Consider the following 20,586-nt stretch of genomic DNA (forward strand, 5'->3'; position numbering starts at 1 on the left):
TTCTCCGTATTTACTTATCTTTACATACTTTGGTTTTTTCACGCCAACTTACTTAGAAGTTCGCAGTGTGGGTTGTATGGGTTTGTGTTGTCAAGCTCCTTTGGTGCAAGTTGACCACTCAGAGGTACAAAACTTTACACCCCTACTATACGAAAATGTTACTCCTGAAATTGCTGCCGCAATTGTCGCTGAATTGCAAGGTGGTGAAGTAAAGGTACAAAAAGCAGATTTGAACCAGCCATTTTTTACTAAGCAATTACCTATTGTTTTAGAGAATAGCGGCAAAATTGACCCGGAACGTATTGAATCTTACATTGCTGCTGATGGCTATCAAGCACTTTATCAAGTAATCCGAGAGATGACACCTGCCAAAGTTGTCGATGATATTACCCGCAGTGGGTTACGGGGAAGAGGTGGTGCTGGTTATCCCACGGGTGTAAAATGGGCAACTGTTGCCAAAGGCAAGGGAGAACGCAAATTTGTCATCTGCAATGCAGACGAAGGCGATCCCGGCGCATTTATGGATCGGAGTGTTTTGGAGAGCGATCCTCATCGAGTTTTAGAAGGAATGGCGATCGCAGCATACTCTGTAGGTGCTAACCAAGGTTACATTTATATTCGTGCTGAATATCCCATCGCAATCAATCGGCTGCAAATTGCCATTCGCCAAGCCCAACGCCTCGGTTTATTAGGAAGTAATATTTTTGACTCTCCTTTTGACTTTAAAATTGATATTCGCATTGGTGCAGGCGCTTATGTTTGTGGTGAAGAAACCGCTTTAATGGCATCAATTGAAGGCCAACGCGGTACACCTAGTCCTCGTCCGCCTTATCCAGCAGAGAGCGGTTTATGGGGATTTCCAACTTTAATTAACAACGTCGAAACATACGCTAATGTGCCTTGGATTATTCGCAAAGGTGCAGATGTATTCGCCAGCATCGGTACAGAAAAAAGTAAAGGTACGAAGGTTTTCGCCCTAGCTGGAAAAATTCAAAATACAGGGATTATAGAAGTGCCAATGGGAACAACCCTGTGGCAAATCGTTGAAGAAATGGGTGGTGGTGTGCCAGATGGCGGTACGGCTAAAGCAGTGCAAACAGGCGGACCCTCTGGCGGCTGTATTCCCGCTTCCGCGTTTGATACTCCTGTAGATTACGAATCTCTAAGTCAACTAGGTTCGATGATGGGTTCCGGCGGCATGATTGTCATGGACGAAAGCACCAACATGGTAGATGTCGCCCGCTTTTTCATGGAATTCTGCATGGATGAATCTTGTGGTAAGTGCATCCCCTGTCGCGTTGGTACAGTGCAGTTGTATAAATTGTTGACAAAGATTAGTGAAGGTAAAGCATCCTTTGCTGACTTGAAATTGTTAGAAGAACTGTGCGATATGGTGAAACATACCAGTTTGTGCGGCTTGGGACAGTCAGCACCGAATCCGGTATTTAGTACATTGCGTTATTTCCGGGATGAGTATTTGACGTTAATTAAGTAAAAGCTCTATTTTTGATCGGAGGTGAGCAAATGTTTACCAAAGTTTTGTTGAATATTGTTGCATTGCTAGCGATCGCATTCATAATTCTAGTTATCATCGGCGTAAAGAACGAACAGGAAGTTGATAGAATTTGGCAATCCTTCGAGCGATCGCCAACAGAAAATCGTTTTACTAAAGATATGGTTGCAGGATTACCTGCTCCTGTACAACGCTATTTTTTACATAGCATTGCACCAGGAACTCCTCTTGCTTCCTCTGTCAGCTTGGAAATGAGTGGCAGTTTTAGGATGGCGCAGGATAAACCGTGGATACCAATGCAAGCTACAGAAATTCTCTCAACAAAAGGATTTGTCTGGAAAGCAAGGATTGGTAGTGGTTTGTTTCAAATGATCGGCAGCGATTGCTATACCAACAAATCTGGTCGAAAGCGGTTCTCTCTTTGGGGACTGATTCCGCTCGTCAATGCCCACAGTCCTGATATTACTCGCTCTAGTATTGGACGATTCGCAGGAGAATTTTTCTGGCTACCTTCTGTTTTACTACCTCAGTGCGGCGTAAGTTGGAAAGTAATAGATGAGAAGACTATCCAAGCTAGTCTTAAAGTTGATGATGAACCTGTAACGCTGACACTGTTTATAGATGCTAACGGCAAACTCCTAAAGCTTTCTCTGCCACGTTGGGGAGATCAAACAGAAGATGGTAGCTATACTTACATTCCATTTGGCGGAGAGTACCAAGAAGAAAAGACATTTGGAGGATTTACAATTCCTTCCCAGATGAGTGCAGGCTGGTGGTTTGGGACAGAGCGTTACTCTGAATTTTTCCGTGCCACGATTGAGCAAGCTGAGTTTCGTTAAAGAATATAGCTATTTAAAAATACTGAGGTCATAAATGTCAATAAAAACTTTAACAATCAACGATCAATTAATCAGCGCCCGTGAGGAAGAAACTATTCTCCAAGCAGCCCAGGATGCAGGAATTCACATTTCAACTTTGTGTCACCTGCAAGGGGTTGGGGATGTTGGGGCTTGTCGGCTATGTTTAATAGAAATTGCTGGCAGTAATAAACTTCAACCTGCTTGTGTGACAAAAGTTACTGAAGGAATGGAAGTTCAAACAAATAGCGATCGCCTACAAAAATATCGTCGCACAATTATCGAAATGCTATTTGCTGAAGGCAATCACATTTGTTCAGTTTGCGTAGCTAATGGTAATTGCGAATTGCAAGACTTAGCCATTGAAATGGGTATGGATCATGTGCGTTTGGATTACCATTTCCCCGATCGCAAAGTCGATATTTCTCACGATCGCTTCGGCGTCGATCACAACCGTGTGTTCTTTGCACTCGTTGCGTCCGTGTTTGCGACGAAATCGAAGGAGCGCACACTTGGGATATGGCGAGTAGGGGGAAAAATTCTCATGTAATCACTGATTTAAACCAGCCTTGGGGAACCTCAGACACTTGTACTTCTTGCGGCAAATGCGTTAATGCTTGCCCAACAGGCGCGCTTTTTTACCAAGGTTCCAGCGTCGGTGAACTGAAACGCAATCGCGCCAAACTTGATTTTTTAGTTCCAGCACGAGAGAAACAGCAATGGAACCTTCAGAGATGAAATAAAAAATAATTATTCATTAATCTAATTACGAATTACGAATTACAAATTACGAATTATTATGGCTCGTTTAAAATTAGCAACAATTTGGCTAGGTGGTTGTTCTGGCTGTCACATGTCTTTTCTCGATTTGGACGAATGGCTGATTGATTTAGCAGCAGAAGTAGATTTATTTTTTAGTCCTTTTATTGATACCAAAGAATATCCCCAAGGAGTGGATGTGGTATTAGTTGAAGGTGCAATCGCTAATGAAGATCACCTGCAAATGATTCAGACAGTCAGAGAGCGATCGCAAATTCTTGTCTCCTTTGGCGATTGTGCTATAACTGGCAATGTTACTGCTTTACGCAATCCTTTAGGTAGTGCCGAACCTGTCCTTCAGCGTTGTTACATTGAAGCAGTGGATATTCATGGTCAAATTCCCCATGAACCAGGTATTGTACCAACATTATTAGATCGGGTGATCCCAGTTCATACAAGAGTGATGTATACTTACCAGGTTGCCCACCTTCAGCAACTAGAATTAAAGCAGTATTAGAGCCACTATTAAGGGGAGAAAAGCCACACTTAGAAGGACGCGAATTTATTAAGTTTGGTTAAACTTCACAAGTTACTCAAATTCTTTATCTAAGTTGAAAGTAAAGTAATTTCCAAATAATTTGAGGAGCAATTATGGCAGTTAATTATCGCGAAAGAATTATTGCTCTTTGGACAGTATTTCTGCTAGGAATATTGTTTCATACACAACTAGGCTTAATGCCACTTTTTCACGGTTTATCTGTTGTCGAATCTCAAAAAGCGACAAATCTCAATGATATTTCTGGAATTATGTGGTTGATGCTGGGATTTTTTGCCCTACCAATGCTCGGAATTATCGTTACTGCTTTTACCGATTCAAAGCGTTATCGAAGTATTCATTTTGGTTTAACTATCTTTTACAGCATCGTGAACTTACTACACCTGGTTTTAGATTTATTTGTCCAACCAGTTCTCTGGTATCAGATAGCCTTAATGGTCTTGTTATTCTTTGTGGGTTTATTATTAAACATTACTGCTTTTAAATGGATGCGGCTACACACTAGGGCTAATCAATCACACCACAATCTAGAAAGCTCACATTTTTAGCTGTTAATTCAAATTGTCAGCGAGATTTATTTTGGTAATTTATAACCTATTGCAACTTCAACCAAATTAAATCAATTTAGATTTTCCATATCAAAAATCAAAAGTCAAAAGTCAAAATTTTTGTATATCAAGGCTTTTGCAAGTTCTTGCGGTGACAGTTCCCAAAGCTGCCGAAAAACTTCGCCGCTTAATGAATTTGGGACAAATTATTCAATCCCACGCCCTGAGTTTCTTCCATCTCAGCGCCCCAGATTTATTGTTAGGAATGGATAGCGATCCTCAAAAACGCAATGTATTTGGATTAATTGCAGCAGAACCAGAACTAGCGCGTGGGGGAATTCGCTTACGTCAATTTGGACAAGAAATTATCGAACAATTGGGAGGACAAAAGATACATCCATCATGGGCGGTTCCTGGTGGTGTCCGCGAACCATTATCGCAAGAAGGACGCACCCATATTCAAAACCGCATACCAGAAGCACGCACGATAATATTAGATGCACTGGGTAGATTTAAAAGCTTAATCAAAGATTACGAAAAAGAAGTACAAACCTTTGGTAATTTTCCTAGCTTATTTATGGGGTTAGTCACTCCCGATGGTTTGTGGGAACATTACGACGGACATATTCGCTTTGTAGATAGCGCTGGGAATATCATTGCTGATAAACTCGATCCTACTAATTATCAAGAATTTATCGGTGAAATAGTTCAACCGGATTCTTATTTAAAGTCTCCCTACTATCGTCCTTTGGGTTATCCTGACCAGAGCGATCGCTGTCGTTTAGATAGTGGTATTTATCGGGTAGGCCCGCTAGCACGTCTGAATATTTGTAATCATATTGGCACGCCTTTAGCTGATGTGGAATTACGAGAATTTAGAGATTATGGCAAAGGTACAGTTACATCATCATTTTTCTATCATTACGCCCGATTAATTGAAATTTTGGCTGGCATCGAACGCATAGAAATTATCATAGATGACCCAGATTTAATGTCTACCAAATTGCAGGCTGATGCTGGGATTAACCAATTAGAAGCAGTTGGTTGTAGTGAAGCGCCACGCGGGACATTATTTCACCATTATCAAGTTGATGAAAATGGGTTACTTCAGAAAGTAAATTTAATAATTGCCACAGGTCAGAATAATTTAGCGATGAATCGCACAGTAGCTCAAATTGCCCGACATTTTATTCACGGTTCGGAAATTCCTGAAGGGATGTTAAACCGAGTTGAGGCGGGAATTCGAGCTTTTGACCCTTGTTTGAGTTGTTCCACTCATGTGGCGGGACAAATGCCTTTACATATTCAATTAGTTGATGTTGATGGAAGTGTTGTTAATGAGGTTTGGCGGGAGTAATTTATTTAGAATTCTGGATTATTAATTCTTACTTAAAAACAACACATTCATAAAAATTTTCTCGTAATATTTCACCTTCATGTTTCTGTGATTTTCATTCCAAAATGCGAATCTATTAAGGGCGATAATACCTAATGTCACGATAACAGAAGCATGAAAGCGTGAATAGAAAACTCCTCATTTCTCCTCAAGAAATCACGTCGCTGCTAGCAGAAAAATCATCACAAACTGTCATTATCGATACGCGAAGTCAAGAAGATTATGCTATTTCTCATATTTCTCAAGCCATAAATATTAGAGATTTTTTCACATATCTTTTAGAGAATTCCTCCCCAACAGGATTAAAGGAATTGCAAGAGTACTTTGCAGAAATCATGAGCAGCGTAGGAATATCTGGTACAGAACAGTTAATTGTTTATGAAGATGCTTTAAATAAAGGTTATGGTCAATCTTGTCGAGCAGCTTTCTTACTGAAATATTTGGGTTGCACTCACGTATCTATTTTACACGGAGGATATAGAGCATGGCTCAAGGCAGGATTACCTACTACCGATGAAGTACCGAAGCGTGAAAGCAGCATATTTAGATTGCATCCCAATGCTGACATAATGGTGACTACCACGGAGATGTTGCAAGCAATTGACAATCCAGCAATTATTAAATTAGATGTGCGCGATCGCAACGAATGGCTTGGGTTGAGTTCTTCTCCTTACCATCCTGATTTTTGTCCCCGCAAAGGCAGAATCCCTAACGCTGTATGGTTAGAATGGCATCATCTGATGAATTCTGAATCGGAAATTCCCACGTTTCGATCGCCAGATGAAATCCGAGAAATTTGTCAGTCAGTAGGTATTACTTCAGAGTCCATTGTGTATATTTACTGCTTTAAGGGTTCAAGGGCTGCTAATACATTAATAGCCCTTGAAGAGGCGGGAATTTCTGCTAGAAATTATTTTGGCTCTTGGAATGAATGGTCTCGTGATTTTTCACTACCAATTGATAGCAGAGTCATGCAATGAGCGTATCAAGCATTGCCTTCCCAAGATCGCCATTCTTGAATTATGCGAGACTGGTGGACTTGGGCGTGAGCACTTAATCGAACGCTGAATAAACCTTACAACACCACACCAAATCTATGATTTATGGGTGCAAGAATTACGTGGCGGCTCTGAATCATCTACCCATTGATTCTGACTCCTGAATTCTGAATTATTCTTCAATCAAACATCAACATTTATCTGTTCTATCTGTCTAGCGGCTTTATCCCAAAGCTTTGCTGAAGTCTCATCTTGCCAATGAGTTCTCAGATTTTCTGCTTTTTTGTGACATATTCGCTCTAACATTTCTAATATTGCAGATAATGTCAATTTATTAATTAATGATTCTAAAATCTCCATATATTCTTTTTGCATGATACTCACCTCTTGAACTTCATCTAATATATGCTGACAAAACCCACTTCTTCTTAATCTATGCATTAAGATTTGTTGCAGATTGTACTAATATTCTGCCAGCTTCTACATACAGTTTAACCTATTTTGAATAGTCAATTTTGAGAAATTATTTTTAATAGATGAAAAAACTGTTTAATTAAAATATTTCCTCACAAGTTCCTCAAATTTTTTATCTAACCTAAAAATAGGGTTGGATAAGTAAAAAGTATGAATTATAATGCGATGGGCTATATTCTACCGGAGGCAGTCGCAATTGGTTACGGTAATGAGTTGCGTAGTGATGATGGCATTGGTCAACGAGTAGCTAAGATGTTGCAGCTATCAAATGTGAAATCTATTGCTGTCCACCAACTCACCCCCGAACTTACCCAAGCGTTGGCAAATACTGATTTGGCAGTATTTATTGATGCTTGTTTAGCGTCCGAAAGTTCCCAGGTGCAAGTACAATCACTCTTACCTAACTCTTCCAATATTATCGCCGGACATACAGCCGATCCGCGATCGCTCTTAGCTTTGACTTTAGCCCTGTACGGTCATTGTCCGCCAGCTTGGTGGGTAACGGTACCAGGAGTGAACTTTGAATTGGGTGAGAATCTATCACCTCTTGCTGAACAAGGAATAGAGATAGCAATTGATAAAATAAACCACTTAATCAAAACTGCGAGGAAAGAATTATGCATGAAGTTGGCATGATGCAAAATATTCTTGATGCTGCTGTCAAACGAGCTAAAGACGAAGGCGCTTAACACATTCGTTTAGTACAAATGCGCGTGGGTGAGGCATCTGATGTAGTGCCAGATTCTTTGGAGGTTGCCTTTGATGTTGCCAAAAAAGGAACAATCGCGGAAGATGCCAAACTGCAAGTAGAGAATGTTCCTGTTGTTTGTTATTGCTCGAATTGCAACATTGAATTTCACCCAATTAGCGAACTGAATGAATGTCCAGAGTGTCAGCAAGCTTATTGTGAAGTGCGTCAAGGCAACGAGTTTGAACTAGCTTTTTTAGAAGTGTCTTGATTCATCGCCTGAATATTATTGAAGTTATCAATCAACTTGCGATGCATCAGGCAGATAAAATCAACTGTGTAATAAATCTTTGAAAAGAAAGCGCTCAACTAGTACAGTACGACTTAAATAAACCACCCATTAAAAACCAATGAAATACTTACGCTGTATTAATTTTGAATTTTGAATTTTGAATTTTGAATTCCGCCTTGCGGTACTAGTCCCCAATCAATTTTATTTCTTCACAAGTTTCTCAGTTTCTTGTCCTAATGTGGATTGAGCTTAATGATGGCTAGCTCTAACGGGACTTTCGCAGGTGCAAGAAGATGAAGAACAGAACATTTGCAACCATAGATGGCAATGAGGCTGTTGCCCAGGTTGTCTATCAAATCAATGAAGTCATTGCGATTTATCCCATTACTCCTTCTTCACCGATGGCTGAGTGGGCAGATGCTTGGGCTAGTGAAGGAAAACGCAATATTTGGGGTACTGTTCCCTCGGTAGTACAGATGCAGAGTGAAGCAGGTGTGGCTGGTGCTGTACATGGTGCTTTACAAACTGGTTCACTGACAACCACATTTACAGCATCGCAGGGATTATTGTTGATGATCCCCAATATGTACAAAATTGCTGGAGAATTAACACCTACAGTTTTTCATATTGCCGCGCGATCGCTAGCCGCGCAAGCCCTCTCTATTTTTGGCGATCATAGTGATGTCATGGCGGCGCGTAGTACTGGTTTTGCTATGTTGTGTGCTGCGTCAGTGCAAGAAGCACAAGACTTTGCTTTGATCGCAACACGAGCGACTTTAGAATCACGAATACCCTTTCTGCACTTTTTTGATGGTTTTCGTACCTCTCACGAAATTAACAAAATTGAACTGTTAGCAGAAGATGACTTACGAAAATTTATTCCCGATGAATTAGTATTGGCCCATCGCTCACGCGCCCTCACCCCCGATAAACCTGTTTTGCGCGGTACAACCCAAAACCCTGATGTCTACTTTCAAGCTAGAGAAACTGTCAATCCTTACTATTTAGCTTGTGCAGACATCACCCAGAAAGTCATGGATGAATTTGCGGCGATGACTGGGCGACAATATCAACTATTTGAATACCACGGCGATCCAGCAGCCAAACGAGTTATTGTGCTCATGGGTTCTGGTTCTGAGGCTGTACATGAAATAGTAGATTACCTCAACGCCTATGGTGAGCAAGTGGGCGTTTTGAAAGTCCGACTATATCGCCCATTTTATGCCAAGTGCTTTGTCGCCGCCTTGCCAGCAACTACCTGCACTATCGCCGTTCTTGATCGCATCAAAGAACCAGGCGCATCTGGTGAACCATTATATTTGGATGTAGTTGCTGCTATCCATGAGGAATGGGGAGATAAGAGAGCAGGGGAGAAATTAGAGTTAGATTCCCCTCTGCCTAAAGTCGTTGGTGGTCGTTACGGTTTATCTTCTAAAGAATTTACACCAGCGATGATTAAAGCGGTCTTCGATAACCTTGCTGCATCTGAACAAAAAAAAAATCATTTTACTGTGGGAATCAATGATGATGTCACCCACACCAGCTTGAATTATGACCCCGACTTTAGCATTGAACCTGACAACATAGTAAGAGCAATTTTTTATGGCTTGGGTGCAGATGGTACAGTGGGCGCTAATAAAAACTCAATCAAAATTATTGGAGAAGAAACAAACAATTATGCTCAAGGCTATTTTGTCTACGATTCCAAAAAATCAGGTTCGGTCACAGTTTCTCACTTACGTTTTGGTTCACAACCGATTCGCTCGACCTATTTAATCAGCAAAGCTAATTTTATTGCCTGTCATCAATGGGATTTTATCGAAAAGTTCCCAATTTTGGCAGACATAATAACAGGTGGAACGTTCTTAGTTAATTCTCCTTATGAAACTGATGAAGTTTGGCATCATCTACCAATATCAATACAAGAGCAAATTATCCAAAAACGGCTGAAATTTTATGTAATTAATGCTTACAAAGTCGCTCGTCAAGCAGGTATGGCTGGCAGAACTAACACGGTAATGCAGGTTTGTTTCTTCGCCTTATCGGGTGTATTGCCACGAGAAGAAGCGATGCCTTCGGCGAGCTACGCTAACGCCAAAATTAAAAAATCCATCAGCAAGACTTACAACAAGAAAGGCGATGAAATTGTCCAGATGAACCTCAAGGCTGTAAACACCACCTTAGAGAATCTGTATGAGGTGAGAAACAGGGGATTGGCAATAGGGAATAGGGAAGAGTTTTTCCACTCCCCATTCCCCATCCTAAATAAAATGATTGCCCGTCAAGGAGATGAACTGCCAGTTAGTGCTTTACCGATAGACGGTACTTATCCTAAAGGTACAGCGAAATGGGAAAAGCGCAACATTGCCCAAGAAATACCCGTTTGGGATACAGATGTCTGCATTCAGTGTGGTAAGTGCGTGATGGTGTGTCCTCATAGCGTCATCCGCAGTAAGGTTTACGAACCGCAGCAGTTAGAAAATGCACCATTAACCTTTAAGAGTGCCAATGCCAAAGACCACGATTGGCAAGGCTTGAAATACACTATCCAAGTAGCAGTAGAAGATTGTACTGGTTGCGGTATTTGCGTAGATGTTTGTCCAGTGAAGAATAAATCAGCACTACGCCGCAAAGCAATTAACATGGAACTGCAACTGCCATTACGCGAACAAGAACGCGAAAATTGGGATTTCTTTTTGAATATTCCCAATCCAGATAGAAGTCATTTAAAGCTGACTCATATTAACCAGCAGCAGATGCAAGAACCATTATTTGAGTTTTCTGGGGCTTGCGCGGGTTGTGGTGAGACACCTTATATAAAATTAGCAACACAGCTGTTTGGCGATCGCATGATTGTTGCCAACGCTACAGGTTGTTCTTCTATCTATGGCGGAAATTTACCTGCTACTCCTTGGACGCATAATACTGAAGGACGCGGCCCAGCTTGGTCAAACTCGTTATTTGAAGATAACGCTGAATTTGGACTTGGTTTTCGCATTTCAATTAATAAACAAGCAGAATTTGCCACTGAATTACTCAAACAACTAACAACAGATGTGGGTGAAAAACTGGTAAATAGTATCCTCAATTCCGAACAAAAAGATGAAGCTGATATTTGGGAACAACGAGAAAAAGTAGCGCTATTGAAACAGAAGTTAGAGCAAATCTTAACTGCGGAAATAGTTCCTAATCTAAAATCCAAAATCCAAAATCTAAAATCGCTAGCTGATTACTTAGTTAAAAAGAGCGTCTGGATTATTGGTGGTGATGGCTGGGGTTACGATATCGGTTTTGGGGGATTGGATCACGTTTTAGCTAGTGGACACAACGTTAATATTCTGATTCTTGATACTGAAGTTTATTCCAATACAGGTGGACAAATGTCTAAAGCCACACCGAAAGCGGCTGTAGCAAAATTTGCGGCTGGGGGTAAAGCTGCACCGAAAAAAGACTTGGGTTTAATGGCGATGACTTACGGCAATATCTATATTGCCAGCGTCGCAATGGGCGCGCGAGATGAACACACTCTTAAGGCTTTCCTAGAAGCTGAAGCCTACCAAGGGCCATCGTTAATTATTGCCTACAGCCATTGCATCGCCCACGGTATCAACATGAGTACAGCAATGCAAAATCAAAAAGCTGCTGTCGATTCCGGTCAATGGTTATTGTATCGATTTAATCCAGACCGGATCAAACAGGGAGAAAACCCACTACAACTAGATTCGCGTACACCAAAGTTACCGCTAGAGCAATATATGTATTTAGAAAACCGCTTCAAAATGTTAACTAAAAGTAATCAAGAAGCGGCACAACAGTTACTTAAAGAAGCTCAAGCCGATGTCAAAACCCGTTGGCAAATGTATCAATATTTAGCTGCCAGAAATTAAATTATGAAATCGAGCAATAGACTTCTTGCAGCAGTGGGGGAAAGGGATGGAATTTCCCTTAGCCTTTCCCCGACATCTTGCACCAATATTTTACATAACATTGAAAATAGGAGTAATCATGATGGACTTGACTACAACTTATTTAGGGATGAAATTGCGATCGCCTCTTGTTCCCTCCGCATCTCCTCTACGGCAAATATGGCAAAACGTTTGGATCCGGCGGGTGCTGAAGCTTTAGTACTGTTTAACCGCTTTTACCAGCCGGATATTAACCTCAATCTTCTTGATGTTGAACCCAATGTGTTGTTAAGTACACCGCAGTCAATGCGATTACCTCTGCGTTGGATTGCAATTCTCTACGATCGCATTTCTGCCGATTTGGCCGGAACTAGCGGTATTCATCGGGGCGATGATGCATTAAAAATGCTCATGGCTGGTGCCAAGATTACGATGCTTTGCTCGGTACTGCTACGACATGGAATTAACCACATTCGAGTCATCGAGCAGGAAATGCGCGAATGGATGCAAAAACACGAATACGAATCAATACAACAAATGCAAGGGAGTATGAGTCAAAAGCATTGCCCAAATCCCAGTGCCTTTGAACGTGCCCAGTATATGCGCTCTCTTAGGCATCATGTAAAAATAAGTTGTACAAAATTTATTTGGAATAGCTTGCTAAATCTAGCTTTCACACAAAAACTGTTCAGGTTATTTTTACACAAATCCTTAGCACCTATAAACCTGAATGGAAAGCCGCTAATGACACATCGTATTACTTTGGTTAAATATCAATGGCGGGGGTTACAAATTAGTAATTATTTCGACAATAGGTTGATCCGTTGGGGCATTGGCATCTTTCGGAATTGCTTTGTGCTTACGCCAGAGTTTATAGTAAAGAATTGGTACTGCCGATCGCGACAGTAACAAAGATGCAACTTCCCCCGCCATCAGCGAGATCGCTAGGGCGTGTTTTCAAACTATAACCACAAGAGAATGGAGGCGATCGTAATCATAGCTGTATAATTTGCAGCAAGTTTCTCATATCGGGTAGCGATGCGGCGAAACTGTTTGAGTCGATTGATAGTGCGTTCAACAATATTGCGTTGACGGTAGATTTCACGGCTAAAAGAACCTCCACGTGGTTCATTTGAGAGTCGTGGGATAGTAAGACGAATACCACGACGGCGTAAGTAATTACGTATTCGGCGACCTGTATAGCCTTTATCTCCAACCAATCTCAAAGGACATAAACGCGGACGACCCCGACCAGAACGCTTAACTGCTCCTTGTTCCATCAATTGTTCTAGAAAAATTGACTCATTTCTTTGACCTGGACTAAGTTTCTTCATTTTCTTCCTTTACGTTCTTCTCTATAAGATGCTTCGCGTAGCGTCTCGTAACGAGGTATAGCAGCTTGCTAGAGAGACTTAACGGAAAAAGTCAGGTGTATTAAAACATCTGGTGAAATTAAATATGCGTTATCTAGAATCTTTGTAGAGACGTAGCACTGCTACATCTCTACATTCATTTTTGGAGATGTCTACTCATGTTTGCGAGAGGCAAACATGCTTGGTTGAAGTTGGCCTTACCAAGTCGTGTCTGACGTAAATCGGCATTGCTAAAATCTGCCTGCACCGCTGAGGTCTGCATTCGTTAATTCTGCTTCTTGCAGATTCACAGGACTTACGCATTGACAGGAGTATGAATATGTGCATTTAAGTCCATATTTTGTTCAAGATGTTCCAGAATGAAGTCACAAGCCACCTGAAGAGACAAATTTCTCTGGACTTCATACCAGTTTTCAATTAACTCTTGAGTTCGCATTAATTCTAGTTGTGTGAAAGCGCGGATAGCACTAAAAAAGTGAGTTTTAATTGCCTCAGATGTCCTCACCATGAATAGCTAAATTCCACATACTTGTTTGATGGCTCGATGGTAACATTCAATCCCCCAATCAATCGAATGTAACTCCTTAAATTCGACGAAAGAAATTAAAAATAGTGCATCTTTGTCAGGCACATACATGATGTAATATCTGGGAATTTCGTTTTTGAAAAGTCTCCGAAATACTTTCACTTGTCAAACTTTTTCAGATGTACTATTAACCCATTCTCTGGAATTTCTAGATTTTGGACTTGGGTAAAATTTTTACCATCAACTGAACATAAGCGATTTTTGGCTATTCCAGTTAAAAACTCTAATTCCTTGTTTTTAAAGAACTTCAGGTTTTTTTGCTGGAATACCAAGCATCAGTGGTTACAACATGAGGCTCCAATCCCCAAGCTAAAACTTCAGTAATCATGTCTCGTAAATAATCATTTTTTGTCTGACCATCTTGTTTGTTATAAATGCGATAATTTACAGGTATTGATTTACCTAACTGCAAGCAAAAAATAACTAAAAGTTTTCTGAAGTCTATTCGCTGGAACAAATTCAGAATGCCAAATAATCCACAGCGTCATACACTGCTCCGTTGATTATAAGGAAGCTTTGCTAGTAGCATCCCTAATAGGCAACTATCTGTAATTCCCGAAAATATTAATCCCGCTCCCATCAAAGCACTAAGAATCAGGAACCAAGGAGAAACAAATACTCCTAATAATGTGCCTATTAACACCAAAGAGCCAGTAACAATTTGCACTTGTCGGCTTAAACTAATGAGAGCATTTTTGTTAATTGTGGTAGCATAACCCACTTGTTTCCAAGCGCTTATACCCCCTTCCAGATGGGTAACAGTGGTAAAACCCGCATCAAATAGCTTTTGAGCAGCCATTGTTGAACGATTCCCGATAAAGTAAAGCACCAGCGACAGGTTCGCGAATACCATCTATGTCTACAGGTGGTGCAGCAATGAAAGCGATGATGAAACAAATGGTTGCCGTTAATAGTGTGGGAATCATCAGTACACCAAACCAACCAATGTACATACGGTTGTCAGTACTGGTAATCCAATTGCAGAATTTCTCCCAAAGATTGTTACTACTTTGGCGTCGTTGCAGAGAAATAGTCATAATTTTTAATTCCGAGGTTAATCGTTGTTTAAGACAAGTTAAGCTGACACTTTATATAACCATATGGTTATATAAAGTGTCAGGCGATTTTGATATCGGTTTTTGGAGAGGGGAAAGGCTTACTGCAACTTCTCCCCTGCTCCCCTCATCTCCCTATTTACTCGAATGCGACTTTTCCGGCATGACTATATTAGTGTGGCTTGCCTTGCCATTTTTGCCGTTAGTATGTCCGTTACCATTGCGGGGATGGATAACACCATAACCACCGTGGTTACGTTCGTAAATTACATTAATCTCTCCAGTTTCAGAATTGTGGAACATATAAAAGTCGTGTCCCACGAGTTGCAGTTGTTCTAGGGCTTCTGCAACGGTCATCGGCGGCATAGAAAAGTATTTGGTGCGGACGACTTCGTTGGGCAATTCGGCGGTGCGATCGCCAATTAAATCTGTTACTATCGACTCTGGAATAACTACTTCTGTTGCTAGAGCTTGAGTTTTGTGGTCTTGACGCCGTTCTTTATATTTCCGCAGTTGACGGGCAATTTTATCTGCAACTAAGTCAATGCTGGCATATAAGCTTTCGCTGCTTTCCTCGGCACGAATAACGCTACCATTAGCATAAATAGTTACTTCAGCCGCTTGTCTTGGATTAATTCGGGGATTCCGGGCGACGCTAAGATGCACATCCACTTCATTTGTAATACTTTGAAAGTGACTAACTGCTTTTTCAATTTTTTGATGTACATACTCGCGAATCGCATCGGTGATTTCAATGTTTTTGCCGTGGATGACAAGCTTCATGTAATACTCTCCCGCTCAATATTTTGGATGTGTGAATTTGCTTTGTATGAAAAGAAATTGCGGTAAGGTTTATTACCCCCGCCAAAACAAATTGTGAACTATATTGTATCTACTGCTGTTAAGCTGTCTCTCAGCTTACTGCATCTGAGGAATTGTCAACTATACCCTTGATTTACCTCCGCATCTCTGCGCTGATGTCTAATTGTATATCCAATTAGCACTCTTGAGTGAGGAAATCTAATTGTCGCTTCTATGACTACGTTTTCCTTTAAAGGAATGCTTACAGAACTGTTGATAGTTGCTCCTTCTGTGTTCGATTGAGGTTTGCTTGCTGTTGTTCAAGAATACAAGGCTTTGTGGAAGTTTGATTCTGTTTAAAATGCAAACAATGATATTAAAGTCATCAGCCAGTACATTCTTCCTTATTGTCTTGGCATAATGCTTATTGCAGAGAATTCCTCCTAAAACCTATTGAGGTTATATATTCAAGCTAGCACTTTGTATTTTCTAATGCATGTTCCCTTGACTTTCCTTTAAAATCCTTTGCAAAGCTTGACAATTGTTTATTCTAATCCTGTAACTTGAAATATATTTCGTTCTTTATACGGTTGAATTTTGGCATGATCCATAGTACAGATCCACAAAAAAACACTTGTTTGCTGTATAATCAAGGATTAATGCCTTACTTGGAAGCTCATAGATGGCAGCGATCGCTTCTGACTGAGCGCATTCATGACCCAAGTCTAGATGATGTGTTAATTTTGCTAGAACATCCTCCTGTCTACACTTTGGGACAAGGAAGCAACTCAGACTTTCTCAAATTTGATATTGACAAAAGCCAGTATGATGTGCATCGAGTTGAACGGGGTGGCGAGGTTACTTACCATTGTCCCGGTCAACTGGTAGGCTATCCAATTTTAAATCTGCAACGTTATCGTAAAGACCTCCATTGGTACTTACGGCAACTCGAAGAAGTAATAATTCGCGTATTGGCAATTTATGGATTGCAAGGAGAAAGAATTCCGGCTTTTACTGGCGTTTGGTTGCAAGGGCGGAAAGTTGGAGCTATTGGTATTAAAGTCAGTCGTTGGATTACTATGCACGGCTTTGCGTTAAATGTTTGTCCAGACATGACAGGCTTTGAGCGCATTGTACCCTGCGGTATTTCTAACAAGCCCGTAGGCAGTTTAGCCGAATGGATTCCAGGTATCACCTGCCAAGAAGTGCGTTTTTACATAGCACAATCTTTTGCGGAAGTCTTTGGCGTGGAATTAGTTGAATCTCAGTCTCAAGGATTTTTACGATCTGAGTAAATTCAGCTTGTAATATGTAATAAATACTATAGCAGTCCTATTTAAATTGTGAGACACTAATGAGAGTAGTCCATATTTAATAGTATTAAAATTTTATTTAATACCCATTTGAAAAAAGAATGTGATAGATACAAACCTGAAAAGCCAGATTAAATCAAACTTTTTGAATTTTGAATTGGTATAACTGCGGTTGTCAAAGCTAGAATCTGATTATTTCTAGACTTATATACTAACTTTTTACGGCTGTCAAGCACAACTTTGCGCGTGAATTACTCAAATAATCTCCAGGTATATGCCCCATCGATAACATCTCTCAGAGAACGTGATTGGACAGCTTTGATAGAACTATTTGATAGAGACGACGGTGATGAAATTGAAGCCGACATCAGTGGTAGTTTATTTTGGCTAATACCTGAACCTTGTTGGGAAGATGATCCCTTTGATTTTTTGCGTGAGTATCTTTAAAGAGTGCTGAGTGATGAGTGATGAGTGATGAGTGATGAGTGATGTTAGCGGTAGCGGGGCGTTGAGCCAGTGATGAGTAGTGAGTAAGGAGTTTAAAGGAAGTCTTTAATTACGAATTACGAATTACGAATTATTTGAAGGCGACTTAGGAAAATACGTAGGCGATCGCTTTGGGGATTGGTCAGCACTTCATAGGCTGGACCTTGTTCTGTCACAATACCTTTGTCTAAAAATATCACTTGATGGGCTACTTCTTTTGCAAATTGCATTTCATGGGTGACAACCACCATTGTCATCCCTTCTGTGGCTAATTGCTGCATCACTTGCAGAACTTCGCCGACGAGTTCGGGATCTAGGGCGCTGGTGGGTTCGTCAAATAGCATGATTTGGGGATTCATACATAAACTACGAGCGATCGCTACTCGTTGCTTTTGTCCGCCAGAAAGTTGTTCGGGATAAGCAGAGGCTTTGTCAGATAAGCCAACTTTTTCTAAATATAATCTCGCTAGTTGGGCGCTTTCTTTTGGTGTTTTACCCAAGACTTTACGTGGTGCGAGTGTCATATTTTCTAGAACGCTGAGATGGGGAAACAGGTTGAACTGTTGAAAAACCATGCCTACTTGTGTTCGTAGTTGCCGCAGTTGACTATAGTTGACAGTAGGCCTAGATAAGTTAATTCCGTTGATAATTAAACGCCCTTTGTCAATGGTTTCTAAGCGGTTGAAGCAGCGTAGTAGGGTACTTTTACCGCAGCCGGAGGAACCAATAACTGCAACCACTTCTCCGCGATTGATTTCGCCGGTGATTCCTTTGAGAACTTTGAGGGAACCAAAGTTTTTTTCGATATTGTCAAAAATAATGGCGGGGATGGTATTGTTCATTACTTATGCCAAGCTGCTCAAAATTTGATTGTAAGATTTTTAACGAACCGCCAAGACGCCAAGAGCGCAGAGGGAAGAGAATATAATATGGTTAAATTTGGTTTTGTGCGCTGGTGTGTGGTTGTAGGTTTTTGCTGTTTGTTATTGGCTGGCTGTAGGGTGAATCCTAGTGCGGGGAAAACTCTGCGGGTTGCTACTGAACCGGCATTTCCACCTTTTGAGTTTCAAGGAAAAGGTGGCGAGTTGCAGGGTTTTTCGATTGATTTGATGAATGGCATTGCTTCCTCTGCTAACTTTAAAGTGAATTTTCAAAGTCTGCCTTTTGATGGCATTATCCCAGCTTTGCAAGCCAAAACGGTAGATGCGGCCATTAGTTCGATCACGATTACAGAGGAGAGGGCGAAGACTATTTCTTTTTCCCGTCCTTATTTTAAGGCTGGGTTAGCGATCGCAATTCGTGCAGACAATCAAGATATTACTGGTTTTGACAGTCTCAAAAATAAAAAAATTGCTGTACAAATTGGTACAACCGGGGCTGCAAAGGCTAAGAGTATTCCAGGGGTGCAAATTCGCAGTTTTGATTCTGCACCCATAGCCCTGCAAGAATTGCTCAATGGTAATGTGGATGCAGTAATTAATGATGCACCTGTAACTTTATATGCAATTAATACAGGCAATCTTAAGGAAATTAAAGTAGTAGAGAAATTGTTGACGGAGGAGTTCTATGGCATTGCTACAGCTAAAGATTCGCCGAATTTGGCATTGATAAATGATGGCTTGGATAGGGTGTTAAAAAATGGCACTTATTCCCAGATTTACCAGAAATGGTTTAAAGTTGAACCGCCATCACTACCAGCTAAATCACCATTTGAGAATCAAACTAACACTAGCGCACCTAAAATATTAACTTCAATTAGGGTGGTTTTACAAGCTTTTCCAAGTCTATTGCAGGGTGCATTGATAACGTTGCAATTGACGATACTTTCGGTAGTATTTGGTTTAATTGGCGGTTCCTTAATTGGTATTGTTCGCCTTTCTCATATTGCACCTGTGCGTTGGTTGGCGAGGGCGTATGTAGATTTTTTTCGGGGAACGCCTTTGCTGGTGCAAATTTTTATGATTTACTTTGGTTTACCAGCAATTTTACAAGAACTTGGTTTGACATTTTCTTTTGATCGTCTAAGTGCCGGGGTAACTGCTTTAAGTTTGAATAGCGCTGCATACATTGCCGAAGTTGTTCGTGCTGGGATTCAATCAATTGAACCAGGACAAGCAGAAGCAGCAAAATCATTAGGTTTAAGTTCTGTACAAACTATGAGTTATGTAATTTTTCCCCAAGCTTTCCGGCGGATGATTCCACCTTTGGGGAATGAGTTTATCAGTTTGTTGAAAGATACTAGCTTAGTTTCTGTGATTGGGTTTGAAGAATTACTACGTAAAGGACAGTTAATTGTTGCTGATAACTATCGCGCCTTTGAGATTTACGCAGGTGTAGCGGTTGTTTATTTATGTTTGACGCTACTTTCTTCCCAAGCATTTAGCCGATTAGAAGCTTGGATGAATCCCATCAAGCGCTAAGAGACTTTCAAAAATAATTTCTCAAAATCCAGAGAATGATAATCAATATGCTTGTAAAGCTCATTCTTCGGATAGGTAGAAGTTGTGGATTAAGATTTTTAAGAGGAAATATAAATTATGTGGGAACAGACTATACCTTTTTTAGAGTGATTATAACTGACTGTTTAATTTAAATTAATATCTTACGACGAATCCAATAAAAAAGTTATGTAATATCAATCAGATAACCTTATTGTTATCATAGACTTGTAATCATTAAGAAATGTAAATAGTAACTATAACCGTAAGTCAATTTCAGTTAATGATTTCGTGCTTGCTATTTGAGGGCTGAGTATGGCAGTACAACTACGTTTTAATTAGAACTCAGTGAATAGGTTTGAACTATTCAATGCAAGTCTAGTTTCGGCTGGATTGTAACAGTTCACTTTGCCAGCTAAAAATTAAAAACTTTTCATTAGAGGAGAAGCAAATGAGAAATTTGAAAGCAATCAGGAACCTATCCCACTAATACCGAAATATGGTAATCTACTTCTCGTATGAGAGGGGTGTATCTGTGTATGGCTGGG

Annotated in this window: 16 protein-coding genes and 7 pseudogenes; 14 read left to right on the top strand and 9 right to left on the bottom strand. The window is 40.5% G+C overall.

The genetic code is table 11. The features are described 5' to 3' along the window. From HWQ43_RS25030 to HWQ43_RS25060, 7 genes and pseudogenes are all read left to right on the top strand, one after another. Positions 1 to 1,495 (top strand): NuoF family protein (locus HWQ43_RS25030; protein WP_292738699.1); only part of this gene is annotated, 1,495 nt, incomplete at its 5' end. 29 nt (positions 1,496 to 1,524) lie between these two features. Beyond that, a complete protein-coding gene (locus tag HWQ43_RS25035) occupies positions 1,525 to 2,352 on the top strand; it encodes a DUF6544 family protein (protein ID WP_292738701.1) in 828 nt (275 codons plus the stop codon). Between the two features lie 34 nt (positions 2,353 to 2,386). Continuing rightward, positions 2,387 to 3,108 (top strand): annotated as a pseudogene (gene hoxU / locus HWQ43_RS25040) (bidirectional hydrogenase complex protein HoxU). Between the two features lie 61 nt (positions 3,109 to 3,169). After that, a pseudogene (locus HWQ43_RS25045) lies at positions 3,170 to 3,708 on the top strand (oxidoreductase). Positions 3,709 to 3,780: 72 nt separating this feature from the next. Then, on the top strand, positions 3,781 to 4,233 hold the full coding sequence (locus HWQ43_RS25050) for a hypothetical protein (protein WP_292738703.1): 453 nt from the start codon (positions 3,781 to 3,783) through the stop codon (positions 4,231 to 4,233). Positions 4,234 to 4,372: 139 nt separating this feature from the next. Further along, a pseudogene (locus tag HWQ43_RS25055) lies at positions 4,373 to 5,590 on the top strand (Ni/Fe hydrogenase subunit alpha); the annotation flags it as partial. Between the two features lie 161 nt (positions 5,591 to 5,751). Then, entirely contained in the window at positions 5,752 to 6,609 is an 858-nt protein-coding gene (locus HWQ43_RS25060; RefSeq protein WP_292738705.1) for a sulfurtransferase, read from the top strand. A gap of 201 nt (positions 6,610 to 6,810) precedes the next feature. Here the strand turns inward: HWQ43_RS25060 and HWQ43_RS25065 are convergent, their stop codons facing one another. Next, on the bottom strand, positions 6,811 to 7,002 hold the full coding sequence (locus HWQ43_RS25065) for a hypothetical protein (RefSeq protein ID WP_099099305.1): 192 nt from the start codon (positions 7,000 to 7,002) through the stop codon (positions 6,811 to 6,813). A 249-nt stretch (positions 7,003 to 7,251) separates the two neighbouring features. Between HWQ43_RS25065 and HWQ43_RS25070 the strand changes: the two genes are divergently transcribed. The 4 genes and pseudogenes from HWQ43_RS25070 to HWQ43_RS25085 form a co-directional block, all read left to right on the top strand. Continuing rightward, the gene (locus HWQ43_RS25070) at positions 7,252 to 7,737 is read left to right on the top strand and encodes a hydrogenase maturation protease (RefSeq protein WP_292738707.1); all 486 of its coding nucleotides are present in this window, start codon (positions 7,252 to 7,254) and stop codon (positions 7,735 to 7,737) included. Positions 7,738 to 7,793: 56 nt separating this feature from the next. After that, a complete protein-coding gene (locus tag HWQ43_RS25075; RefSeq protein WP_292738724.1) occupies positions 7,794 to 8,060 on the top strand; it encodes a hydrogenase maturation nickel metallochaperone HypA in 267 nt (88 codons plus the stop codon). Positions 8,061 to 8,374: 314 nt separating this feature from the next. Next, positions 8,375 to 11,968, top strand: a complete 3,594-nt coding sequence (gene nifJ, locus HWQ43_RS25080) for a pyruvate:ferredoxin (flavodoxin) oxidoreductase (protein ID WP_292738709.1) — start codon at positions 8,375 to 8,377, stop codon at positions 11,966 to 11,968. Between the two features lie 183 nt (positions 11,969 to 12,151). Beyond that, positions 12,152 to 12,601, top strand: a pseudogene (locus HWQ43_RS25085) (dihydroorotate dehydrogenase-like protein); the annotation flags it as partial. Positions 12,602 to 12,948: 347 nt separating this feature from the next. Here HWQ43_RS25085 and HWQ43_RS25090 read toward each other — a convergent pair. From HWQ43_RS25090 to raiA, 7 genes and pseudogenes are all read right to left on the bottom strand, one after another. Next, positions 12,949 to 13,320, bottom strand: a complete 372-nt coding sequence (locus tag HWQ43_RS25090) for a transposase (RefSeq protein WP_292738710.1) — start codon at positions 13,318 to 13,320, stop codon at positions 12,949 to 12,951. Positions 13,321 to 13,513: 193 nt separating this feature from the next. Next, positions 13,514 to 13,649 (bottom strand): annotated as a pseudogene (locus HWQ43_RS25095) (pentapeptide repeat-containing protein); the annotation flags it as partial. Between the two features lie 5 nt (positions 13,650 to 13,654). Then, complete coding sequence (locus HWQ43_RS25100; RefSeq protein ID WP_292738712.1) at positions 13,655 to 13,867, bottom strand: hypothetical protein; 213 nt, start codon at positions 13,865 to 13,867, stop codon at positions 13,655 to 13,657. A gap of 325 nt (positions 13,868 to 14,192) precedes the next feature. Next, positions 14,193 to 14,402: a hypothetical protein gene (locus tag HWQ43_RS25105; protein ID WP_292738714.1), complete on the bottom strand. Its 210-nt coding sequence runs from the start codon at positions 14,400 to 14,402 to the stop codon at positions 14,193 to 14,195. A 27-nt stretch (positions 14,403 to 14,429) separates the two neighbouring features. Then, a pseudogene (locus tag HWQ43_RS25110) lies at positions 14,430 to 14,777 on the bottom strand (rhodanese-like domain-containing protein); the annotation flags it as partial. After that, positions 14,761 to 14,982: pseudogene (locus HWQ43_RS25115) on the bottom strand (Photosystem Q(B) protein 1); the annotation flags it as partial. The pseudogenes HWQ43_RS25115 and HWQ43_RS25110, both read right to left, overlap by 17 nt. 153 nt (positions 14,983 to 15,135) lie before the next feature. After that, the gene (gene raiA / locus HWQ43_RS25120; protein ID WP_292738716.1) at positions 15,136 to 15,783 is read right to left on the bottom strand and encodes a ribosome-associated translation inhibitor RaiA; all 648 of its coding nucleotides are present in this window, start codon (positions 15,781 to 15,783) and stop codon (positions 15,136 to 15,138) included. Positions 15,784 to 16,403: 620 nt separating this feature from the next. On the opposite strand from raiA, the gene lipB reads away from it, so the two are divergent. Then, complete coding sequence (gene lipB, locus HWQ43_RS25125; RefSeq protein WP_292738718.1) at positions 16,404 to 17,096, top strand: lipoyl(octanoyl) transferase LipB; 693 nt, start codon at positions 16,404 to 16,406, stop codon at positions 17,094 to 17,096. A gap of 264 nt (positions 17,097 to 17,360) precedes the next feature. Continuing rightward, a complete protein-coding gene (locus tag HWQ43_RS25130; protein WP_094348136.1) occupies positions 17,361 to 17,561 on the top strand; it encodes a hypothetical protein in 201 nt (66 codons plus the stop codon). A 116-nt stretch (positions 17,562 to 17,677) separates the two neighbouring features. On the opposite strand, the gene HWQ43_RS25135 is transcribed toward HWQ43_RS25130, so the two are convergent. Next, complete coding sequence (locus tag HWQ43_RS25135) at positions 17,678 to 18,442, bottom strand: amino acid ABC transporter ATP-binding protein (RefSeq protein ID WP_292738720.1); 765 nt, start codon at positions 18,440 to 18,442, stop codon at positions 17,678 to 17,680. An 87-nt stretch (positions 18,443 to 18,529) separates the two neighbouring features. On the opposite strand from HWQ43_RS25135, the gene HWQ43_RS25140 reads away from it, so the two are divergent. After that, complete coding sequence (locus HWQ43_RS25140) at positions 18,530 to 20,020, top strand: ABC transporter permease subunit (protein ID WP_292738722.1); 1,491 nt, start codon at positions 18,530 to 18,532, stop codon at positions 20,018 to 20,020. Positions 20,021 to 20,586: the final 566 nt, after the last annotated feature.

Source organism: Nostoc sp. JL31 (genome assembly GCF_017114965.1).
Taxonomy (GTDB): domain Bacteria; phylum Cyanobacteriota; class Cyanobacteriia; order Cyanobacteriales; family Nostocaceae; genus Nostoc; species Nostoc punctiforme_A.